This window comes from Arhodomonas aquaeolei DSM 8974 (assembly GCF_000374645.1).
GTDB lineage: Bacteria > Pseudomonadota > Gammaproteobacteria > Nitrococcales > Nitrococcaceae > Arhodomonas > Arhodomonas aquaeolei.
Window position 1 is genome coordinate 45431 of the sequence record NZ_KB894813.1, and the last position, 20591, is coordinate 66021.

The 20591-nt window shown below is 69.8% G+C and carries 18 protein-coding genes; 9 read left to right on the forward strand and 9 right to left on the reverse strand.

Going from position 1 to position 20591, the window contains the following annotated elements; translation table 11 throughout:
- Positions 1-34: 34 nt before the first annotated feature.
- The 3 genes from C516_RS0113505 (at position 35) to C516_RS0113515 (ending at position 6645) form a co-directional block, all read left to right on the forward strand.
- A complete protein-coding gene (locus C516_RS0113505; protein WP_018718940.1) occupies positions 35-3730 on the forward strand; it encodes a DUF1631 family protein in 3696 nt (1231 codons plus the stop codon).
- A gap of 274 nt (positions 3731-4004) precedes the next feature.
- On the forward strand, positions 4005-5903 hold the full coding sequence (locus C516_RS0113510) for a propionyl-CoA synthetase (RefSeq protein ID WP_018718941.1): 1899 nt from the start codon (positions 4005-4007) through the stop codon (positions 5901-5903).
- Positions 5904-5982: 79 nt separating this feature from the next.
- Complete coding sequence (locus C516_RS0113515; RefSeq protein WP_018718942.1) at positions 5983-6645, forward strand: nicotinamidase; 663 nt, start codon at positions 5983-5985, stop codon at positions 6643-6645.
- A 23-nt stretch (positions 6646-6668) separates the two neighbouring features.
- Here C516_RS0113515 and C516_RS0113520 read toward each other — a convergent pair whose 3' ends face one another.
- On the reverse strand, positions 6669-8249 hold the full coding sequence (locus tag C516_RS0113520) for a peptide chain release factor 3 (RefSeq protein ID WP_018718943.1): 1581 nt from the start codon (positions 8247-8249) through the stop codon (positions 6669-6671).
- A 120-nt stretch (positions 8250-8369) separates the two neighbouring features.
- On the opposite strand from C516_RS0113520, the gene C516_RS0113525 reads away from it, so the two are divergent.
- Positions 8370-8846, forward strand: a complete 477-nt coding sequence (locus tag C516_RS0113525) for a YcgN family cysteine cluster protein (protein WP_040409579.1) — start codon at positions 8370-8372, stop codon at positions 8844-8846.
- Positions 8847-8857: 11 nt separating this feature from the next.
- Positions 8858-10759: a 1-deoxy-D-xylulose-5-phosphate synthase gene (gene dxs, locus C516_RS0113530; RefSeq protein WP_018718945.1), complete on the forward strand. Its 1902-nt coding sequence runs from the start codon at positions 8858-8860 to the stop codon at positions 10757-10759.
- 179 nt (positions 10760-10938) lie between these two features.
- Here dxs and trxA read toward each other — a convergent pair whose 3' ends face one another.
- A complete protein-coding gene (gene trxA / locus C516_RS0113535) occupies positions 10939-11265 on the reverse strand; it encodes a thioredoxin TrxA (protein ID WP_018718946.1) in 327 nt (108 codons plus the stop codon).
- A gap of 340 nt (positions 11266-11605) precedes the next feature.
- Here trxA and fabA point away from each other — a divergent pair, with 340 nt between their 5' ends.
- Together fabA and fabB are read left to right on the forward strand one after the other, a co-directional pair.
- Positions 11606-12124, forward strand: coding sequence for a bifunctional 3-hydroxydecanoyl-ACP dehydratase/trans-2-decenoyl-ACP isomerase (gene fabA / locus C516_RS0113540; RefSeq protein ID WP_018718947.1), 519 nt, complete (start codon positions 11606-11608; stop codon positions 12122-12124).
- A gap of 30 nt (positions 12125-12154) precedes the next feature.
- A complete protein-coding gene (gene fabB, locus C516_RS0113545) occupies positions 12155-13369 on the forward strand; it encodes a beta-ketoacyl-ACP synthase I (RefSeq protein ID WP_018718948.1) in 1215 nt (404 codons plus the stop codon).
- Positions 13370-13405: 36 nt separating this feature from the next.
- On the opposite strand, the gene C516_RS0113550 is transcribed toward fabB, so the two are convergent.
- Complete coding sequence (locus C516_RS0113550) at positions 13406-13960, reverse strand: hemerythrin domain-containing protein (RefSeq protein ID WP_163138792.1); 555 nt, start codon at positions 13958-13960, stop codon at positions 13406-13408.
- Positions 13961-14113: 153 nt separating this feature from the next.
- Here C516_RS0113550 and C516_RS0113555 point away from each other — a divergent pair, with 153 nt between their 5' ends.
- Positions 14114-14503: a GNAT family N-acetyltransferase gene (locus C516_RS0113555; protein WP_156831245.1), complete on the forward strand. Its 390-nt coding sequence runs from the start codon at positions 14114-14116 to the stop codon at positions 14501-14503.
- Positions 14504-14525: 22 nt separating this feature from the next.
- On the opposite strand, the gene C516_RS0113560 is transcribed toward C516_RS0113555, so the two are convergent.
- On the reverse strand, positions 14526-15191 hold the full coding sequence (locus C516_RS0113560; RefSeq protein ID WP_018718951.1) for a 7-cyano-7-deazaguanine/7-aminomethyl-7-deazaguanine transporter: 666 nt from the start codon (positions 15189-15191) through the stop codon (positions 14526-14528).
- 69 nt (positions 15192-15260) lie between these two features.
- Between C516_RS0113560 and C516_RS19580 the strand changes: the two genes are divergently transcribed.
- On the forward strand, positions 15261-16634 hold the full coding sequence (locus C516_RS19580; protein ID WP_051088244.1) for an MATE family efflux transporter: 1374 nt from the start codon (positions 15261-15263) through the stop codon (positions 16632-16634).
- Here C516_RS19580 and C516_RS0113570 read toward each other — a convergent pair.
- The 5 genes from C516_RS0113570 to C516_RS0113590 all read right to left on the reverse strand — a co-directional run bounded on the left by C516_RS0113570 (position 16609) and on the right by C516_RS0113590 (position 20568).
- Entirely contained in the window at positions 16609-16944 is a 336-nt protein-coding gene (locus C516_RS0113570) for a branched-chain amino acid transporter permease (protein WP_018718953.1), read from the reverse strand. The two genes, C516_RS19580 and C516_RS0113570, sit on opposite strands and share 26 nt — an antisense overlap.
- On the reverse strand, positions 16941-17627 hold the full coding sequence (locus C516_RS0113575) for an AzlC family ABC transporter permease (RefSeq protein WP_026321187.1): 687 nt from the start codon (positions 17625-17627) through the stop codon (positions 16941-16943). The genes C516_RS0113570 and C516_RS0113575 overlap by 4 nt, the downstream gene beginning before the upstream one ends.
- A 14-nt stretch (positions 17628-17641) precedes the next feature.
- Positions 17642-18943, reverse strand: coding sequence for a TRAP transporter large permease (locus C516_RS0113580; RefSeq protein ID WP_018718955.1), 1302 nt, complete (start codon positions 18941-18943; stop codon positions 17642-17644).
- Complete coding sequence (locus tag C516_RS0113585; protein WP_018718956.1) at positions 18943-19443, reverse strand: TRAP transporter small permease; 501 nt, start codon at positions 19441-19443, stop codon at positions 18943-18945. The genes C516_RS0113580 and C516_RS0113585 overlap by 1 nt, the downstream gene beginning before the upstream one ends.
- 105 nt (positions 19444-19548) lie before the next feature.
- Positions 19549-20568 (reverse strand): DctP family TRAP transporter solute-binding subunit, encoded by a 1020-nt coding sequence (locus C516_RS0113590; protein ID WP_018718957.1) that lies wholly within the window; start codon positions 20566-20568, stop codon positions 19549-19551.
- Positions 20569-20591: the final 23 nt, after the last annotated feature.

The window sequence follows — 20591 nt, forward strand, 5'->3', positions numbered from 1 at the left end:
GGGCATCCACTCACGCGGCAGACAAGGCAGAACCATGAGCCGTGAGCGTCGGGCATACCAGAGGCACCCGGTCCAGTGGCCGGCGGAGATTGTCGACCAGGGGCACAACCGGGTTGCCGTGACCCTGCAGGACGTCTGCGTCGGCGGTGTATTCGCCGCCGTCGACGATTCGGGCGCAGCCGCGTCGCTGACGATCGACGATCACCGCCACGTGTGTTTTTACGATCCCGTCGCCGGCGAGACCCGCGAAATCGCCGCACGCATCGCCCGCAGCACCCCGGCGGGGGTCGGCCTGGCGTTCGAGAGCCCCCAGCCGGAGCTGGTCGGCACCCTTCAGTCCGTCGCGGGTCCCGGCGCACCGCCGCGGCCGGAATCACCAGCACCGCGCAGCGGCGCGAACGCCCGGGTCCGCTGGGTCCACGAGGTCTGCCGGCGTCACGCCGAGTGGCTATGCAACGAAACCATCCCGACCTTCGCCTCCGACGTGGTGGACGAGCTGTTCAACCGCTCGCGCACCGTGGCCACGACCCAGGAGCAGACGAGCGTCTTCAAGACCTTCCAGATCGTTCGCCGCCAGCGCGAGACACTGCCCACGACCTTCCTGCGTCACGTCCTCGATGGTGTCGACCACCTCGGCGAGGGCAGCGGCGAGATCGACGAGGAGCCCGAGCACGACCCGACGCCGGGTGAGCTGTCACTGGTCGACGAACAGGAATTCGACGACTGGCTGCGACGCTCCGAGCTCGTCGGCGATGCCGAGCGGCGCAACCGGAATGCGCTGCGCGCGCTCAATCGCCGCCTGAACTACGCCCTGGATGCCTCCCTGGACGATTCGACCAACCCGGTCTCGCCGGAGGGTCTGACCCGCGCCCTGAGCGAGACCCTGGGCCTCGACCGCGTACCGTCGATCGCCGTCCATACCATCTACGAGGTGTTCGGCCAGAAGGTCTTCAGCGCCCTGCCGCGCTTCTACGAGCGCATCAACGCCGAGTTCCGCGAGGCCGGGCTGCTGCCCGACGCCGAGAAAGAACGCCCGGAGATCCGCATGCTCGGCGGCGGACGGGCCCTGTCCGACGACAACGCCCGCTCCGGTGGCAGACGCGGCCGGGCCCGCATTACCGGCCATGGCGTGGCCACCGGCCGTGCGGCGGACGGCACGGAGGCCCACCCGACATCCACGGGGGGCGGCGGTGAGCGGGTCACCACGGCCACACTCACCAGCGTCGCCCGGGAGCTCGAGACCCTGGCCAATGACACCGGCGGGACTGGCACCCCTGATGGCGCCGGGGACAGCGGCCCCGCGGCCGTCCCGGCCGGCGGCAACGCCGGCAACGCGGGACCGACCCCTGCCCCGACACGCCCGGCCTCGGTGGACCAGCGCCAGAACCTCGCCGCCGTGGATCGCTGGTTCCGCCAGATCCGTGCCGATCGCGCCACGCCGGATTACGTCCGTGACTGGGCCGACGAGCTCGCCGCCGCCGCCCGTCAGGAACAGATCGACAGTGGCGCCTTCCTCGCCGGGGGCACCAGCCCGGTCAACCGACTCATCGACGCGATGGAACGCGCCGGGGTGGCCATGCGCGCCCTCCCGGAACGCAACGCCCGTGGTCTGCGCCAGACCGTGGACGCGCTCGTTCGCCCGGCACTGGAGCGGGGCGAGGCCACCGCGGTGGACGACGCCGCACGACGGGTGGCCGAGGCGGCGGCGGAACCGCTGCGCGAGCGCGCCCAGCAGATCGAGCGGATCGACAGCCAGCTGGCTGGCCGGGACCGGCTGGAGCAGGCCCGTGAGGCCGTCGACGCTGTCCTCGCGGAGCGTATCGACGGGCATCGCGTACCGCGTCTGCTCTCACGGCTGATGACGGACGGCTGGCGGAACCTGCTGGTGCTCGTGCGGCTGCGCTTCGGTGGCGAGCACGACACCTGGCGGCGATGTGTCGCAGTGATCGACCGGCTGCTCGCGGGGCTGGGACACGACGACGACGCCCCGCGCCCGATCCGCGATGCCGAGCGGGTCGTCGAGTATGCTCGCTTCCAGCTCCGCCAGTTCTCCCGCCTCACGCCGGAGCTGGCGAACACGCTGGACGCCATCGAGTCAGCGGTGCTCGCCGTGTGCCGCGGCGAGCCTCCGGAGCCGGCGATCGACTATGCCGACGCACCGCCGCGCCCTCACGGCCCCCCGGAACGCCCGGGCCTGTGGCAGGCCCGGGCACGCCTGCTCGGCATCGGCGACTGGCTGGTCCCCGCGCTCGAGGGTGAGCCGCTCCAGCTGCGCTGGATGGACACGCACCGCCGGCGATTCGTTTTCCTCGCGCGCGATGGACACACCACCCGGGAGCTGGGGCTGGACGAGGTCGCCAACGCCCTGCGCGACGGCTGCCGCGTGGTCGACGACCTCGACGAGGCGCCCTTCACCGAACGCCAGTGGCGCGAGACCCTGGTACAGGCCCACGACACCCTGATCCGCCGGGCGACACGCGACCCACTCACCGACGCGTATAACCGCAAGACCTTCTCGCGGACCCTCGAGCAGCTCGCGCACTACGGCGCCGGCCGCCGCTACGCGGTGGTACAGATCGCGCTGCGCGACCTCAATGCCATCAACGAGCGCGCCGGGCGCATGACCGGCGACCGGCTGCTGCGACGCGCGGCGCACCTGATCCGCCGTGCCGCCGGCGCCCACGGCATCGTTGCCCGGGTCAGCGGCGACGAGTTCGCCGCGGTGATCGACGTCGCCGACACCGAGGCCGCGGAGCTGCTCACCGAGCGCCTGCGCCGCAGCGTCAGTGCGCTGCCCGGACGCATCCGCGGCGAGCTGGCCGACACCCCCTGGCGCGTCGCCGCCGTGGTCACCGTCTTCGACACTGACAACAGCATCCCGGACCGGCTCCTCGAGCGCCTCGGCGAGGCGTGCGCCCGCGCCCGGGACAACGAGGCCAGCGCACTCGTGCCCGCACCGAGCCACGAGTCCCCGGTGGACCAGGACTATCTCTGCCGGCTCATCGACGACGCCATCCAGGCCGACTCGCTCTCCCTGCGCGCCCAGCGCATCCAGCCACGGGACGGCGAGCGTCAGCGCGAGCAGCGCTACGAGCTGTTCCCCGCCCTCTACGACCGTGGCGGCGAACAGCGGCTGCTGCCCGGGGAGTTCCTCGGTGTCGCCCGCCAGCGCGGGCGCATGCCCCAGCTCGACAGCACAATGATCCGTCACGGCATGGCCCTTGCCCGGCGCCTGGCGGCGCGGGATGGACGCGATACGGTGGTCCACGTGAACATCGCCGCGGCAAGCGTGGATGACGACACCGTCCTCGATACCCTCTCCCGCCTCTCCGCCGGGCGGGAACGCGACGGCAACGCCCGGGTCTGCCTCGAGATCAGCGAGGCCACCGCGGCCGGCCAGCTCGAACGCGTGGTGCGTTTCCTCGACCGTGCCCACGGCCTTGGCGTGGAGCTGTGCATCGACGCCTTCGGCACCACCCTCGCCGGCTACGATTTCATGCGGCTGCTCCCGGTGGACCTGTTAAAGCTCGACCCCCAGGTGATCGAGCGCATCGATCTCGACCGCGCCGATCAGGCGATGACCCAGACCGTCACCGAGATGGCCCACCTCCTCGGGCGCCGGATCATCGCCGCGGGCGTCGAGCGCATCGACCTCTTCGACCGGCTCCGCGAGATCGACGCGGACTATCTCCAGGGCTACGCCATCGAGCGGCCACAGCCGCTGCGCTGACACGGCGGCTCACCGACGCCGCCCTGACACGCCCTTGACGACGGCCGGAACGGCACACGGACGTGCGCCCGGACACGCCGCCGGATGACGCCCCGGACCGCGCGGCAATGCTGGCGCGGGACGTGAATTGACTTATTCAATCCCCCGTCGCGGCCATCTATGCTGCAATAACAAACCCCTCACCGGAGGCGGCATTGCCCCCGGCGGGGTGCGCGCGGGCGCTACCGGGAAGAGACAGCACAACCGGCCAGCACAAGGCAGGGAGGAGAGCATCATGAGACGCTATCAGGACGTCTATCGTCAGTCCGTCGACGACCCGGAAGGCTTCTGGCGAGAGCGCGCCCGCGAGATCGACTGGTATGAATTCCCGCAGACCATCCTCGGCCGCGACGAGCGCGGCCACTACCGCTGGTTCCCGGACGGCCGCCTGAATACCTGCCACCTCGCCGTGGATCGCCACGTCCAGCGCGGTGCCGGCGAGCAGACCGCGATCATCCACGACTCGCCGGCCACCGGCACCCAGCGGCACATCAGCTTCACCGAGCTCCAGGATCAGGTCGCCCGCTTCGCCGGCGCCCTGCGGGGGCTCGGCGTGGAGCACGGCGACCGGGTCGTGATCTACATGCCGATGATCCCGGAGACCCTCATCGCCATGCTCGCCTGCGCGCGGCTCGGCGCGATCCACTCGGTCGTCTTCGGCGGCTTCTCCCCCCACGAGCTGGCGGTGCGCATCGACGACGCCCGGCCCAAGGTGGTGGTATCAGCGGGCTGCGGCATCGAGTTCGACCGGGTCATCCCCTACAAGCCCCTGGTCGACCGGGCACTGGAGATCGCCGCCCACCCGCCGGCACACACCGTGATCGTGCCGCGGGAGCAGGCGGAGGCGGCGCTGGAGCCCGGGCGCGACCACGACTGGTTCGAGCTCATGGAAAGCGCCTCCCCCGTCGATCCGGTATCCGTGGCCGCCACCGACCCGCTCTACATCCTCTACACCTCCGGCACCACCGGTAAACCCAAGGGGGTGGTGAGGGACAACGGCGGCCATGCCGTGGCCATGAACTACAGCATGGACGTCGTCTACGACACCCATCCCGGCGAGGTCTACTGGGCGGCCTCCGACGTGGGCTGGGTCGTGGGCCACTCCTATATCGTCTACGCCCCGCTGATCCGCGGCTGCACGACCATCGTCTACGAGGGCAAGCCGGTGCGCACCCCCGACGCCGGGGCGTTCTGGCGGGTGATCGCCGAGCACGGCGTAAAGACCTTCTTCACGGCCCCCACCGCCTTCCGCGCGATCAAGAAGGAGGACCCGGAGGCCAGGCACAAGCAGCGCTACGACCTCTCCGGACTCGCCAACGTGTTCGTGGCCGGCGAGCGCCTGGACCCACCCACCTACGAATGGCTCGACGAGCACCTGGATTGCCCGATCATCGACCACTGGTGGCAGACCGAGACCGGCTGGGCCATCGCGGCCAACCCCATCGGCGTCGAGCGGCTGCCAATCAAGCCGGGCTCCGCCACCGTGCCCGCCCCCGGCTACCGCGTGCGCGTCCTCGACGACGACGGCGAACCCGCCGCCGCCGGGCAGATCGGCAACATCGTCGTGCAGCTGCCGCTGCCCCCGGGGACGCTGCCGACGTTGTGGAATGACGACGAGCGCTTCGAGCGCAGCTACCTGAGCACCTTCCACGGCCATTACCTCTCCGGTGACGGTGGCTATCTCGACGAGGACGGCTACCTGTTCGTGATGGGCCGCACCGACGACGTCATCAACGTCTCCGGTCACCGCCTCTCCACCGGCGCCATGGAGGAGGTCATCGGCGGCTACGAGGCGGTCGCTGAGTGTGCCGTGGTGGGCCTGCCCGACGAGCTCAAGGGACAGGTGCCGGTGGGCTTCGTGGTGCTCAAGGACGGCGTCGACATGACCCCGGAGGCGGTCGAGGCCGCCCTGGTCGCCCGGGTGCGCGAGGAGATCGGCGCCGTGGCCGCCCTGCGCCGGGTGATGGTCGTCCCGCGACTGCCCAAGACCCGTTCAGGCAAGATCCTGCGCAAGACCATCCGCAGCCTTGCCCAGGAGGACGACGTCCCCGTGCCCTCCACCATCGACGACCCGGCGATCATGGACGAGATCCGCGACACCCTCGAGGACGCCGGGGTCGGACGCTTCTCCTGAGTGCCGCGACGGCGCCGTGCGGGGTTGTCTCCCCGGCGCGGCGCCTCCATCCATCTCCGGTAGAGAACCGGAGGTGAGCATGGCAGCACAACAGCCTGTCCGGGTCGACCGGGAGCGTTCCGCCCTGATCGTGGTCGACATGCAGCCGGACTTCATGGAGGGCGGCGCCCTCGCCACCAAGGGTGGCTCGGAGATCCTGGACGGTGTCGCCACAATCATGCGCGACAGCGACTTCGGCCAGATCGCCGCCACCCAGGACTGGCATCCCGCGGGGCATATCTCCTTCGCCAGCAGCCACGAGGGCCGTCAGCCCTTCGACATCATCGAGCTCTACGGCCACGAGCAGGTCCTCTGGCCGGACCACTGCGTACAGGGCACCGCGGGCGCGGCGCTCCACGACGGCCTGCCCTGGGAGCGCGCGTCGGTGATCGTCCGCAAGGGCGAGGACCCGGCGGTGGACAGCTACAGCGGCTTCCGCAACAACGTCGACGCCCAGGGCGAGCGCCCGCCCACGGGGCTGGCCGGTTACCTGCGCGAGCGCGGGGTCACGGACGTGTTCGTCTGCGGGCTGGCCCGGGACTTCTGCGTGAAATGGACCGCGGAGGATGCCGTGGCCATGGGCTTCAACACCTACCTGCTGTGGGATCTCACCCGGCCGGTGGACCCGGCCAACGACGACGGCGTACGCCAGGCCCTGGCCGACGCCGGCGTGAACGTGACCGACAGCAGCGCCCTCAACTGACGCCCCCGGCACCGCGGGGGCACTCAGTGCTCCCGCGTGGCGTGAAAGCCGATCTCCGGCCAGCGTTCCTCGGTGAGCTGAAGGTTCACCCGGGAAGGGGCGATATAAGTGAGGTTGCCGGCGACGTCCTCGGCGAGGTTCGCGACATTGCGCTCGCGGAACTCCTCCAGGCGCTTCGAATCGTCGCTGTCCACCCAGCGGGCGGTCGCCACGTTCACCGGCTCGAAGCTGCACTCCACGCCGTACTCGTTCTTCAGCCGGAAGGCGACCACGTCGAACTGGAGCACGCCCACGGCGCCGACGATCAGGTCGTTGCCCTGCAGCGGCCGGAACAGCTGCGAGGCCCCCTCCTCGCAGAGCTCGACCAGTCCCTTCTGCAGCGCCTTCATGCGCATGGGGTCGCGCAGAACCGCCCGGCGGAAGAGCTCCGGGGCGAAGTTCGGGATGCCGGTGAACTTGAGCTTCTCGCCGGCGGTGAAGGTATCGCCGATCTGGATGGTGCCGTGGTTGTGCAGCCCGATGATGTCGCCGGGATAGGCATTGGCGATGTTGTCCCGGTCCGAGGCCATGAAGGTGATGGCGTTGGCGATCTTCACGTCCTTGCCGATGCGCACGTGATGGACCTTGGCACCCTTCTCGTAGACCCCGGAGCACACCCGCAGGAAGGCGATGCGGTCACGGTGGTTCGGGTCCATGTTGGCCTGGATCTTGAACACGAACCCGGAGAACGTCTCCTCCTCGGCGGCCACCTCGCGGGTCTCCGTCTCCCGGGGCTGGGGCGAGGGGGCGTCCTCAACGAAGCGGTCGAGGAGCTCGCGCACGCCGAAGTTGTTGATCGCCGAGCCGAAGAACACCGGCGTAAGCTCGCCGCGGCGGTAGGCCTCGACGTCGAAGGGATTGCTGGCCTCGCGGATCAGCTCGACCTCCTCGCGCAGGGTCCCGGCGTCGTCGCCGAGCACCTCGTCGAGGCGCGGGTTGTCCAGGCCCTCGATGGTCTCGCCCTCGTTGATCCGCCCCTCGTGGGTGGCGCTGAACAGGTGCACGCGGTCATCGAGGAGGTGGAACACGCCCTTGAAGCCCTTGCCCATGCCGATGGGCCAGGTCACCGGGGCGCAGCGGATACGCAGCACCTCCTCGACCTCGTCCATGAGCGACATCGGGTCGCGCCCCTCGCGATCGAGCTTGTTCATGAAGGTCATGATCGGCGTGCTACGCAACCGGCAGACGTCCATGAGCTTGATCGTGCGCTCCTCGACGCCCTTGGCCGCATCGATGACCATCAGCGCCGAGTCCACCGCGGTAAGCGTGCGGTAAGTGTCCTCGGAGAAGTCCTCGTGCCCGGGGGTATCGAGCAGGTTGACGATCCGCTCCTTGTACGGGAACTGCATCACCGAGGAGGTCACCGAGATACCGCGCTGCTTCTCCAGCTCCATCCAGTCGGAGGTGGCATGGCGATCGGACTTGCGCCCCTTCACGGTCCCGGCGATCTGGATCGCGCCGCCGTAGAGAAGGAGCTTTTCGGTGACGGTGGTCTTACCCGCGTCCGGGTGTGAGATAATCGCGAAGGTGCGCCGCCGGGCGACCTCCTGGAGAAACTCGCTCATGGGGTTCCGTGCGCTCGGGCGTTGGAGTGTGGCATCGTCAAAGCGCCGCGATTATACATGACCCGGCGGATCCGCACCGAGCCCCGGAAACACCGCGCCGACGACGAGGACGACCCGCGCATGACTGGCAGCTTTTCCGGCGCCGCCGAACGCCCGTTCTGGGAGCGCAAGCGCCTCGACGAGCTCTCCGCGCCCGAGTGGGAGGCCCTGTGCGACGGCTGCGGCAAGTGCTGCGTTCACAAGCTCGAGGACGAGGACGGCGACTACCACTTCACCGAGCTGGCCTGCCGACTGCTCGACACCCGCACCGCGCTGTGCAGCGACTATGCGCATCGCCACCGCCACGTGCCGGACTGCATCACCCTCACCCCGGAGCGGGTGGAGCGCTTCGGCTGGCTGCCGAAGAGCTGCGCCTACCGCCGTGTGGCCGAGGGTCGCGGGCTGGCGTGGTGGCACCCACTGGTCTCCGGCGACCCGGAGACGGTACATCGCGCGGGCATGTCCGTGCGCGGCCGGGTGGTCGGTGAACAGGCGGTAGCGCCGCCCTACGATCTCGAGGACTTCATCGTCGAGGACCTCGACGACGACACGGACTGACCAGGGACATCATGACACCCGGAGACTACCCCCTGCTCGAAGGCATCGACTCCCCCGAGGCCCTGCGCGCCCTGTCCGCCGGCGAGCTCCCCGCGCTCGCCCGCGAGCTGCGGGACTTTCTGCTCCACAGCGTGGCCCGCTCCGGCGGCCACCTCGCCGCCGGCCTCGGGGTCGTGGAGCTGACCATCGCCCTGCACTACGTCTACCAGACCCCGGAGGACCGGCTCGTCTGGGACGTCGGCCACCAGTGCTATCCCCACAAGATCCTCACCGGGCGGCGCGAGCGCATCGGCACCGTGCGCAAGACCGACGGCCTCGCCGGCTTTCCCAAGCGCGACGAGAGCCCCTACGATACCTTCGGCGTCGGTCACTCCAGCACCTCACTCAGTGCGGCGATCGGCATGGCGCTCGCGGCCCGCGCCCGCGGCGACGGCCGGCGGGTCTGCGCGGTGATCGGCGATGGCGGCATGACCGCGGGCCAGGCCTTCGAGGCGCTGAACCACGCCGGCGACGCCCGCCCGGACATGCTCGTGATACTCAACGACAACGAGATGTCCATCTCCGAGAACGTCGGCGCGCTCTCGCGTACCTTCGCGCGGCTGCTCGCCGGCGGCCTCTACGGCAACCTCCGTCGCGAGAGCAAGCGCGTTCTCGAGCACATGCCCCCGGCGATGCGCGAGTTCGCCAGGCGCGCCGAGGCCCATGCCAAGGGCATGGTCGTGCCCGGGACCTTCTTCGAGGAGCTCGGCTTCCAGTACTTCGGGCCGGTGGACGGCCACGACCTCTCGGCCCTGCTCCCGGTGCTGCGCCGTCTGCGCACCACGCCCGGACCACTGCTCCTGCACGTGGTCACCCGCAAGGGCAAGGGCTACGCCCTGGCCGAGGAGGATCCCATCGCCTACCACGGCGTGAAGGCGTTCGATCCCGCCGAGGGGCTGACCGGCGGCAGTGGCGGCGGCCGGCCGAGCTATACCCAGGTATTCGGGGAGTGGCTGTGCGATATCGCCGAGCGCGACAGCCGGGTCTGGGGCATCACCCCGGCCATGCGCGAGGGCTCCGGCCTGGTGGAGTTCGCCCGGCGCTTCCCCGGGCGCTACCTGGACGTCGGGATCGCCGAGCAGCACAGCGTCACCCTCGCCGCCGGCCTCGCCTGCGAGGGCGAGCGCCCGGTGCTCGCGATCTACTCGACGTTCCTGCAGCGCGGCTACGACCAGCTCATCCACGACATCGCCCTCCAGGAGCTGCCAGTACTCCTCGCCCTCGATCGTGCCGGCCTGGTGGGCGCGGACGGACCGACCCATAACGGCAGCTTCGACCTCTCGTACCTGCGCTGCATCCCCAACCTCGTGGTGATGGCCCCCGCGGACGAGAACGAGTGCCGACAGATGCTCTACACGGGCTACCGGCACGACGGTCCCGCGGCGGTCCGCTACCCCCGGGGAACGGGCCCCGGGGTCACGGTCTCCCCGGAGATGCAGGCCCTGCCCATCGGCCGTGCAGAGCCGCGCCGGAACGGCCACCGCGTCGTCCTGCTCGCATTCGGCAGCATGCTCGCGCCTGCCCTGGCGGCCGCCGAGCGACTGGACGCCACGGTGATCAACATGCGTTTCGTCAAGCCGGTGGATGAAGACGCGGTGCTGAAGGCCGCCGCCACGCACGAGCTTCTGGTGACCGTGGAGGAGAACGTGATCGCCGGCGGCGCCGGCAGCGCGGTGGCCGAGGCGCTGGACGCCGCCGGGGAGACGGCCGTCTGCCGCCACATCGGCCTGCCGGACCGATTCACCGATCACGGCGACCCGGCCACCCTGCTCTCGCGGCTGGGCCTGGACGCGGACGGTATCGCCGCACAGGTCGGGGAATGGCTGGGGTCGGAGAAGGCGGCGGCCACGGACACGGGTCGTGGCCGGGGATGAGCCCGGTCTGCGGGTGCCGGGCGGCACCCGCAGACCCGGTGGAGGCGGGGTCTAACCAGACCGTCAGGTTACCGGGAGCCGGCCCGTCGGGCCGGGGACGTCATCACATACAGGCCGGGACGGGGCCCCGGCGCCGACACTCCCTCTGCCCTGACGCGGTTTGGTGCGACGGGCTGTCTCTAGACGTTGGCGTCAACGAACTGGGTCAGCTGCGCCTTGCTCAGGGCGCCGACCTTGGTATCCGCGACATCGCCGCTGCGGAAGACCATCAGCGTGGGGATGCCACGCACGCCGTACTTGGGCGCGGTCTCCGGATTGTCGTCGATGTTGAGCTTGCAGACCTTGAGCTTGCCCGCATACTCCTCGGCGACCTGCTCGAGCACGGGGGCGATCATCTTGCAGGGGCCGCACCACTCGGCCCAGAAGTCCACCAGGACCGGGCCATCGGCCTTGAGAACCTCGTCCTCGAAGTTGCCGTCGGTGATGCTGACGATGTTTTCGCTCATCAATGCCTCCAGGGGAACTGAAAAAACGCGCGAAGGATAACGCGCCTGTGGTGGCTTGTATAATCGACGCGGGCGCGGAAGTCGATAGCCAGGATCAATCATTCTACCGGATAATCGCCGGCCAGGGATGTGCCGACGTCATCACGGCGCGATCGTGTCTTGCCTCGCCGCGGGTCTCACAGTAGGGTTAGCGCGAAATTACTAGACCTCTTTCTAGACGCCGGCAACCACCCCCGTCAAGGCGGCACCGCCGCAACACCGGGCAGGGACCTGCCAGGGCCATCGGCCGGACCGCCCGCGGCGCGATCCGGTTCCCCCAGTGGATACGGTTGGGAGACGCATGACAGGACAACCCAGTTACAGCTACGAGGAGCTGCTCGAGTGCGGCCACGGCAAGCTCTTCGGTCCGGGCAACCCGCAGCTGCCGGTGCCGAACATGCTCATGTTCGACCGCATCAGCAGGATATCCTCCGAAGGCGGGGCGTACGGCAAGGGCGAGGTCCAGGCCGAGCTCGACGTCCATCCGGACCTGTGGTTCTTCCACTGCCACTTCCCCGGCGACCCGGTGATGCCGGGCTGCCTCGGGCTCGACGCCCTCTGGCAGCTCCTCGGCTTCTACCTGGGCTGGACCGGCGGCCAGGGCAAGGGGCGCGCGCTCGGCTGTGGCGAGGTAAAATTCACCGGTCAGATCCTGCCCCGTAACCGGCAGGTGACCTACTTACTGGACATCAAGCGCCTGATCCGGCGGCGTCTGACGATGGGTATCGCGGACGGCCGAGTCCTCGCCGACGGCGAGGAGATCTACCGGGCCACCGATCTCAAGGTCGGCCTGTTCATGGACCCGGATAGCGCGCTGTAGGTGCGTTGAGCAAACAGCGAGGAAGGTATCGTGCGACGAGTCGTCGTCACCGGACTGGGCATCGTCTCCTGTCTCGGCAATGATCGTGAAACGGTTACCCGATCCCTGCGCGAGGGCCGCAGCGGCATCCGCTTCCGCGACGCGTATGCCGAGTACGGTCTGCGCAGCCAGGTCGCCGGCGTGGTCGACATCGACCTCGACGAGCGCGTCCCGCGCAAGCCGCGCCGTTTCATGGGCGGCGCCGCGGGGTATGCGTATGTCGCCATGGAGGACGCCATGCGCGACGCCGGCCTGGACGCGGAGCAGATCTCCGATCCGCGCATCGGTCTGATCGCGGGCTCGGGAGGCGGTTCCACCTCCAATCTCGTCCAGGCCGCGGACACGCTGCGCGAGCGTGGCGTGCGCAAGCTCGGCGCCTTCGCCGTGCCGAAGGTCATGGCGAGCACCGTCTCCGCATGCCTGGCCACGCCGTTCGGCATCCGTGGCGTCAACTACAGCATCTCCTCGGCCTGCGCGACCAGCGCCCACTGCATCGGTTCCGCCATGGAGCAGATTCAGCTCGGCCGCCAGGACGTCGTCTTCGCCGGCGGCGGCGAGGAGGAGCACTGGTCGATGACCATGCTCTTCGACGCCATGGGCGCCCTGTCCTCGAAGTACAACGACACCCCCGAGCGGGCGTCCCGCCCCTACGACGCGGATCGTGACGGCTTCGTGATCGCCGGCGGCGCAGGCATGGTGGTGGTCGAGGCCCTCGATCACGCCCTGGAGCGCGGCGCGCCGATCTACGCCGAGCTCGTCGGCTATGGCGCGACGTCGGACGGCTACGACATGGTCGCACCCTCCGGCGAGGGCGCGGTGCGCTGCATGCGCGAGGCCCTCACTCACACCGAAGGCCCGGTGGACTACGTCAACGCCCACGGCACCAGCACCCCGGCAGGGGATATCACCGAGCTGCAGGCGATCCACGAGGTCTTCGGCGAGTCGATGCCGGCAGTGAGCTCGACGAAGTCGCTTACCGGCCACTCGCTCGGTGCGGCGGGGGTGCAGGAGGCGATCTACTCGCTGCTGATGCTCAAGGAGGGGTTCGTCTCCGCCTCCGCCAACATCGAGAACCTGGACCCGGACGCCGAGGGCATGCCCATCGTCTCGGAGTACCGCGAGCAGCCGCTCAACACGGTGATGTCCAACAGCTTCGGCTTCGGCGGAACCAACGCCACCCTGGTATTCCGCCGCTACGAGGACTGACGCGCCGCATCCGCCGGCGGCGCCCCACGGGCGCCGTCAGGCGGAGGCGGCGACCGCCGAGTCCAGCCGCCCGCGCAACGCCGCCACCGCCGGCAGCGGCGCCGCCGACAGCTCCGCCGCCACCGACTCGCCCAGCGCCTGTAACGCCTTCGCCGGCAGGTTGGCCTCCAGCAGTGGGAACAGACCCTCCTCCTCGCGCTGCTCGTGGTGCGCGCTCATGTCCGCCACCCGCCGCGCCGCCGCGATCAGCCCGAGTGCCTCACGCCGCCCCGGTCCGTTGCCGGCGGCATGCTCCGCCACGGCGGCACGATGCGCGCCGGCGAGCTGCTGGAGCCGCGCGTGCTCCGCCCGATAGACCCGCGCGGGCCACGGCGTCTCCCAGTCCGCGCTCTCGAGACACGGCAGCAGCCACGCCTCCTCGGCCCGCGCATGCGCGCGCAGACGCTCGAACCAGGCATCCCATATCTCCACCGCAACAGCGCAGCGGCGCTCCAGAAGCGCCTCCTGGTGGAGCCACAGCAGCTCCTCGAATACGGCATGATCACCACTCAGCCAGCGGACGGGATCGCTGTTCCGCGGGGTATTCCTCACCTTGGCCACCTTCCCTGCAGGGCTTGTACGGCGATGGTACCATTCGCGCCCGTCGACGGCGCGCGGACACCGCTCGCCTTCCAGTCGCCGGGGTGGTACGTTTCGCCCCGCGCAACAACAACGGTCCGGGGTTCACAGGGGATGATGCACAGCATGGCGCCGGTAGCAGACATCAACGCGGCCTTCGAGGCCTGGCTCGACGCCACGGAAGAGGCGGAGCCGATCGGGCAGGACAACACGGGGTTGCGCCACCGCCGCATCGGGCATGCGATCGGCGCGGTGGACACCGAATCCGACTACCTCGTGCTCTGCCGCATCGAGACCGATCCCGGCCACCGCGGCGAAGGCGAGGCAACCCGGCTGCTGGAGCTGCTCAAGGGGATCTGCGAGCGCTACAACGTCACCCTGCTCGGGCAGGCGACGGCGTACGACGATACCGGACTGGATCAGCAGGCCCTGCTGGAGTGGTACCGCCGGCACGATTTCGAGATCGACCACGGCCGCACCGCCCAGCCCCTGGTCTGGTACCCGGCACGGCCGTGATTCCGATCCGTGTCGCCGGCGCTCAGCCGGCGACGCGCACCCTCGCCTCGCGCCCGAGCACCCAGCGCTGCAGCCCGGCCAGTACCACCCCGTACAGCGGCACGAAGAACGCCAGGCTCACCACCAGCTTGGTGGTGTAGTCCACGGCGGCGATCTCCGTCCAGTGCGCCGCCATGAACGGGTCCGGACTGGCATAGAACGCCAGTGAAAAGAACGCCACCGTGTCGGCGAGGTTGCCCAGCACCGTGGACGAGGCCGGCGCCACCCACCAGGCGAAACGGCGCTGGCGCAGGCGGTCGAAGACATGTATGTCGAGGATCTGGCCGAGCACGTAGGACATGAAGCTCGCCATGGCGATACGGGCGACGAACACGTTCAGCCCGACGAGCCCTGCCAGGCCCTGGAACTGCCCCTGCTGGAAGGCGGCGCCGAAGACATAGGACACCAGCAGCGCCGGCAGCATTGCCATGAAGATGATCCGCCGCGCGGGCCCCTTGCCGAACACCCGCACCGTCAGGTCCGTGACCAGGAATATGAACGGGAAGGAGAATGCACCCCACGTCGTATGGACACCCCAGACCTGGATCGGGAGCTGCACCAGGTAATTGCTGGCGGCGATGATCAGGATGTGAGCGGTCACCAGCACCGCCAGGGCACGGCGCAGCTGGGCCGGGGTGAGGGAAAGCATGGGGGCGGTCTACCTCCGGTATGTGTCGGATCTCGGCGCCTGCGTCCCGGCGCCCGGAGAACATAGCGAATGCAGGGCACAAAGGCAAAAACGCTGAATCGAAAGGCATCCTCCCGGGTGGTCGCCCTCGCCTGGCCGCTGATCCTGTCCAACGTCACCGTGCCGCTGCTGGGGCTGGTGGACACGGCGGTGATGGGCCATCTGCCGGACAGCGACTACCTCGGCGCGGTCACCCTCGGTGCGACCCTGTTCAGCTTCCTCTACTGGGGCTTCGGCTTCCTGCGCATGGGCACCACCGGCTTCGTCGCCCAGGCCCACGGGCGCAACGACGCCGACGCCCTACGCGAGCTGCTCGCCCAGGGCCTGGTCATCGCCGCTGCCATCGGCGCCGCCCTGATCGCCCTGGCTCCGTGGGTCGTCCCCGCCGCGCTGAGCCTCTTCGACGCCAGCCCGGCGGTAACCGGGCTGGCCAATACCTACGCCACCTGGCGCATCGCCAGTGCCCCCGCGGTACTCGCCAACTACGTGCTCATCGGCTGGTTCCTCGGGCTGGCACGCACCCGGGTGACCCTGGTGCTGATGCTGGTCAATAACGTGATCAACATCGTGCTGGACCTCTGGCTGGTCGTCGGCCTCGGCTGGACGGTCGCCGGCGTCGCCCTCGCCAGCGTCATCGCCGACTACCTTGCCCTGGCGACCGCACTGGCCCTCGCCGCGGCGCACCTGCGCCGCCTCGGCGGACGACTGCTACCGGCACGGCTCGCCGAGCCTACACGTTATCTGCGGCTGCTGCGGGTGAACGCGGCGCTGTTCGTGCGCACGCTCTGCCTGCTCTTTGCGATCGCCTTCTTCCACGCCCAGGGGGCACGGTTCGGCGACGACATCCTCGCCGCCAATGCCGTGCTCATGCAGTTCCTGATGCTGACTTCCTACGCCCTGGATGGCTTCGCTCATGCCGCCGAGGCGCTGGTCGGGGAGGCACTCGGGCGTGACAGCCGCCGGCGGCTGGCCGCCGTGGTCCGCGCCGCCACGCTCTGGTCTCTGGTGAGTGCGGTGCTGGCGAGCGTCGCCTTCGCGATGGCGGGTGAGGCGATCATCGCCCTGCTCACCGACCTCCCCCGGGTGCGGGCTATCGCCGCCGACTACCTGCCCTGGCTCATCGCCCTGCCCCTGGTCGCCGTGTGGAGCTACCTCCTGGATGGGCTGTTCATCGGCGCCACCCGGGCCCGGGCGATGCGCGACACCATGCTGGTGGCGGTGATCGCGGTCTACCTTCCGGCGTGGTGGCTGACCCGCGGCTGGGGCAACCACGGCCTGTGGTTCGCCTTCCTGCTGTTCACCCTCGCCCGCTCCGGCGGGCTCGGACTGGTCTTCCGCCGGGCGGACTACGGCGCCGGCTGGCTCCCGGCGGACCCGCTCACCCCAGGGGGGCGAGGCGGGTGAGCACCATGAAGACCGCGGTGCCCGCGGCGATGCTCACCAGCGCGTTGCGCCAGCGCAGGTGGCAGAGCGCGGTCACCGCGATCGCGGCGAGATGGTAGAGACCGAAGGGCGGCGCGAGCGGCTCGACGTCGCGGACCGCGTAGACCACCAGCAGCAGCATCACCGCCGGCGGCAGGTAGCGCCCGAGGTGGCGCACCAGCGGATGCTCCATGTAGCGCCCAAGCACCAGGAACGGTGCCGCACGGGTGAAGAACGTCGCCACCGTCATCGCGGCGATCACCGCCAGTAGGTAGCCGTCCGCACCACTCATGCCGCCTCCCGGGAACCATCGGCCAACAGCACCGCGGTCACGAACGCCAGCGCGACGATGAGCATGTAGTCCCGTCCGCCGAACACGAAGCCGGCCGCGGCGGCGGCCGCGGCGATGACGAAGGGCCGCACGGCGCGCACGGTCATGGCCTGCTCGATGGTCAGGACCACGAACAGCGCGGTGAGCGCGAAGTCGAGGCCCGCGACGTCACCGCCCAGCCCGCTGCCCAGCCAGGCCCCGAGGCTCGTGCCGAGCACCCACCAGAACTGGTTCAGCGCGGCGACAGTCACGCGGAATCGCGCCGGGTCCGCCCCCGGTGGTGCCTGGATGCTCGTGAGCAGGGAGTAGGTCTCGTCGGTCAGCGCGAACACCGGGTACCAGCGCGTCACGCCCCGACGCGGCAGCCGCGGCCCGAGGGACAGCCCGTAGAAGGCGTGGCGGGCGTTGATCACCACCGTAGTCACCGCGATCTCGCCGACGCCGGCCCCCGCGGCAAGCAGCGTCACCGCCATGAACTGCGCAGCGCCCGCGAACACCGCGATGCTCATCAGCGTCGCATACCACCAGGCGTAGCCGAGCTGGACGAAGAGCACACCGAAGACCATGCCCAGGGGCACGTAGCCGAAGAACACCGGCAGGCTCGCCCGCGCCGCCGCGGCCAGCCCCGGTGTGCGCTCGCTCATGCGGACAAACGCGTTCATACGCGGTAGCCCAGTGCCTCGGGCAGCCACAGCGCGACGCCCGGGAAGACGATCACCAGCGCCAGTGCGACCACCATCGCCGCCACCATCCAGGCCGCCCAGCCCAGGGTGCGTTCCATGGGCACCTCCGCGACCTTGGTGGTCACCATCAGGTTCACCGCCACCGGTGGCGTGAACTGCCCCACCGCGATGGTCATCGCCATGAGGATGCCGAACCAGGTGGCGTTCCAGTCGAAGGCACGCATGACCGGCATGAGCATGGGGATGAGGATGAGATAGATGGATACCCCGTCGAGCACCATTCCCGCGACGAGGAGCAGCAGCATCACCATTGCGAGCACGATCCAGCCCGTGTCCGACACGGATAGCATCGCGTGCGCGACGTCGTCGAAGGCCCCGAGCGTGCTGCCCGCCCAGGCGAAAATCCCGGCCAGCGAGATGATCAGCAGGATCACCGCCGAGAGCACGGCGGAGTCCACCAGCGCCCGGTAGAGGGTCCGCAGGTCCAGGTTGCGGTAGACCACCATGCCGATGAACACGCCGTAGGCCACCGCCACCACCGCGGCCTCCGTCGGCGTGAACAGCCCGCTGCGCAGGCCGCCGAGGATGATCACCGGGGCGAACAGCGCCGGCAGCGCACCGACGAAGCTCTCCCGCAGCGGCGGCCGCTCCTCGGCGTCGCGCCGCTCGAAGCCGTTACGCCGCGCCAGCCAGATCGCCGGGACCACCACCGCCAACCCCGCCAGCAGGCCCGGGAAAACGCCCGCGGCGAACAGCGCCCGCAGGTCCACACCGGGGACCAGGATCGAATACAGGATCAGCGCCACGGACGGCGGGATGAGGATCGCCGTGGACGCCGAGGCGGCGATCACGGTGGCGCTGAAGGCCCGCGGATAGCCGGCCCGGGTCATGCTCGGCACCATTACCATCGCCACCGCGGCGGCGTCCGCCGGCCCGGAGCCCGACATCCCGCCCATGATCAGGCACACCAGGGTCGCCACCACCGCCAGCCCGCCAGGACGCGGACCGATCAGCGCGCGGGCGAAGCGCACCAGGTTGGCGGCGACACCGGCGCGCTCGAAGATGGTGCCGGTGAGCACGAACAGCGGGATCGCCACCAGCGGGTACTTGGCGATGGCGTTATAGGTGTTCGTCCCAAGGGTGCCGAGCATCTGCGCGGGCAGTCCCATAACGATCCCCACCGCACCGGCGAGCGCCAGCGCGATGGCGATGGGCGAGCCGATCACGATCAGCGCCGCCAGCACGAGGAAGAGCATGACGTCCGGCGTCGGCAGCATCAGTCCGGCCTCCCGCCGCGGAGCTGGCGCAGGAAGCGCCCCACTACCCGCAGCAGCACGACCAGCGCCCCCAGGGGCAGCCAGACGCTGTAGATCCAGTTGGGCACGCCGAGCCCCGGGGACGAGGACTGCCAGCGCCACTCGTCGTAGGCGAAGCCGGTGCCGTAGTAGATGATCAGCCCGAGCACCGTCAGGGTCGCGAGGAAGGTCGCCACCGTGGCCGCCCAGCGAAGCGGCCGGGGCAGGCGCTGCTGGAAGAACCCGATGCGGATGTGCTCGTCGCGCGCGAAGGCCACCGCCGAGCCGAAGAAGGCCATGAACACCAGCAGGAACACCGAGACCTCCTCTGTGAAGGCGAAGGAGGCGTCCGTGGCATAGCGAACCACCACGTTGGCGAGGCTGATGAGGCAGATGATCGCCATGGCCGCCGCGGCCGCCGCCTCCTCGACGGCCAGCGGCACGCGCGGACGATCACGACGGTCGTTGTCCGGCTCAGGCATTCCGGGTCCCCGAACGACGGACACCGGGGCACCCTCGGGCGGCCCGGCGTCCGGTTGGATCACCCGGGGGCACCGGCCCCCGGCTTCGTGCGGCCCGCGGGCCGCTCACTCGGCGTCGCGGTTGGCGACGGCCTCCTTCGCGGTCTCCACGAGGTCCTCGCCGATCCGCGGCGCCCAGGTCTCGTAGACGCTGGCGGTGGCCTTGCGGAAGGCCTCGCGCTGGGCGTCGGTCAGCTCGGTGACCTCGATACCCTGCTCCCGCAGCGCGGCAAGACGCTCCTCCACGCTGGCCCGGGAACGCTCGATCTCCCACTGCCCGGCGTCGATGGCCGCCTCGCGGATGATCCGGCGGTCCTTCTGGGGCAGGCTCTCCCAGGTGCCACGGCTCGCGGCGAAGATCAACGGATCCGCCATGTAATGCCAGCGGGTGAGATACTCCTGGCCCACCTCCCACATCTTCGCGATCTGGATCACCGACAGCGGGTTCTCCTGACCGTCGACCGCGCCGGTGGCCAGCGCCGGCTTGGCGTCCGCCCAGCTCATCTGGGTCGGGTTCGCGCCCAGGGCCTCGAAGGTGTCCTGGAACAGCGGCGAGCCCACGACGCGGATCTTCATCCCCTCCAGGTCGTCCGGATGGGTCACGGGCCGCACGGAATTGGTGAGCTCGCGGAAACCGTTCTCGCCCCAGGCCAGCGGCACGACGCCCTGACGCTCGATGGCCTCGAAGATGCGCTCCCCCACCTCGCCCTGGGTCAGCGCGTCGATGGCGGCATAATCCGGCATCAGGAACGGCAGGGAGAAGACGTTGAGCTCGCTGACCTGGGGCGACCAGTTGATGGTGGAACCGACCGCGAAGTCGATCAGCCCGCTGCGCAGGGCCGCGAACTCCTTGGTCTGGTTCCCCGAGACGAGCTGCGCCCCCGGATAGACCTTGAGATTGATACGCCCGTCACTGCGCTCCTCGACGAGCTTCACCCAGCGCTCGGCGGCCTCGCCCCAGGGGAACGGGGTGGGCAGGACGGTCGAAACGGTATACTCGGACTTGTAGTCCGCGGCACCCGCACTGCCCCCGGCGAGCAACAGGCCCGCCAGACAGGCGACGATGATCGGCGCTTTCAAACGCATGCTCTCCCCCCATGAAATGCAAT

Coding starts and splice junctions, on each gene's coding strand:
- C516_RS0113515 (WP_018718942.1), top strand. CDS start 5,983: ATGGCAGCACAACAGCCTGTCCGGGTCGACCGGGAGCGTTCCGCCCTG.
- C516_RS0113555 (WP_156831245.1), top strand. CDS start 14,114: ATGGCGCCGGTAGCAGACATCAACGCGGCCTTCGAGGCCTGGCTCGAC.
- C516_RS0113505 (WP_018718940.1), top strand. CDS start 35: ATGAGCCGTGAGCGTCGGGCATACCAGAGGCACCCGGTCCAGTGGCCG.
- C516_RS0113590 (WP_018718957.1), bottom strand. CDS start 20,568: ATGCGTTTGAAAGCGCCGATCATCGTCGCCTGTCTGGCGGGCCTGTTG.
- C516_RS0113585 (WP_018718956.1), bottom strand. CDS start 19,443: ATGCCTGAGCCGGACAACGACCGTCGTGATCGTCCGCGCGTGCCGCTG.
- C516_RS0113580 (WP_018718955.1), bottom strand. CDS start 18,943: ATGCTGCCGACGCCGGACGTCATGCTCTTCCTCGTGCTGGCGGCGCTG.
- C516_RS0113510 (WP_018718941.1), top strand. CDS start 4,005: ATGAGACGCTATCAGGACGTCTATCGTCAGTCCGTCGACGACCCGGAA.
- trxA (WP_018718946.1), bottom strand. CDS start 11,265: ATGAGCGAAAACATCGTCAGCATCACCGACGGCAACTTCGAGGACGAG.
- C516_RS19580 (WP_051088244.1), top strand. CDS start 15,261: ATGCAGGGCACAAAGGCAAAAACGCTGAATCGAAAGGCATCCTCCCGG.
- C516_RS0113520 (WP_018718943.1), bottom strand. CDS start 8,249: ATGAGCGAGTTTCTCCAGGAGGTCGCCCGGCGGCGCACCTTCGCGATT.
- C516_RS0113575 (WP_026321187.1), bottom strand. CDS start 17,627: ATGAGCGAGCGCACACCGGGGCTGGCCGCGGCGGCGCGGGCGAGCCTG.
- C516_RS0113570 (WP_018718953.1), bottom strand. CDS start 16,944: ATGAGTGGTGCGGACGGCTACCTACTGGCGGTGATCGCCGCGATGACG.
- C516_RS0113560 (WP_018718951.1), bottom strand. CDS start 15,191: ATGCTTTCCCTCACCCCGGCCCAGCTGCGCCGTGCCCTGGCGGTGCTG.
- dxs (WP_018718945.1), top strand. CDS start 8,858: ATGACACCCGGAGACTACCCCCTGCTCGAAGGCATCGACTCCCCCGAG.
- fabA (WP_018718947.1), top strand. CDS start 11,606: ATGACAGGACAACCCAGTTACAGCTACGAGGAGCTGCTCGAGTGCGGC.
- C516_RS0113525 (WP_040409579.1), top strand. CDS start 8,370: ATGACTGGCAGCTTTTCCGGCGCCGCCGAACGCCCGTTCTGGGAGCGC.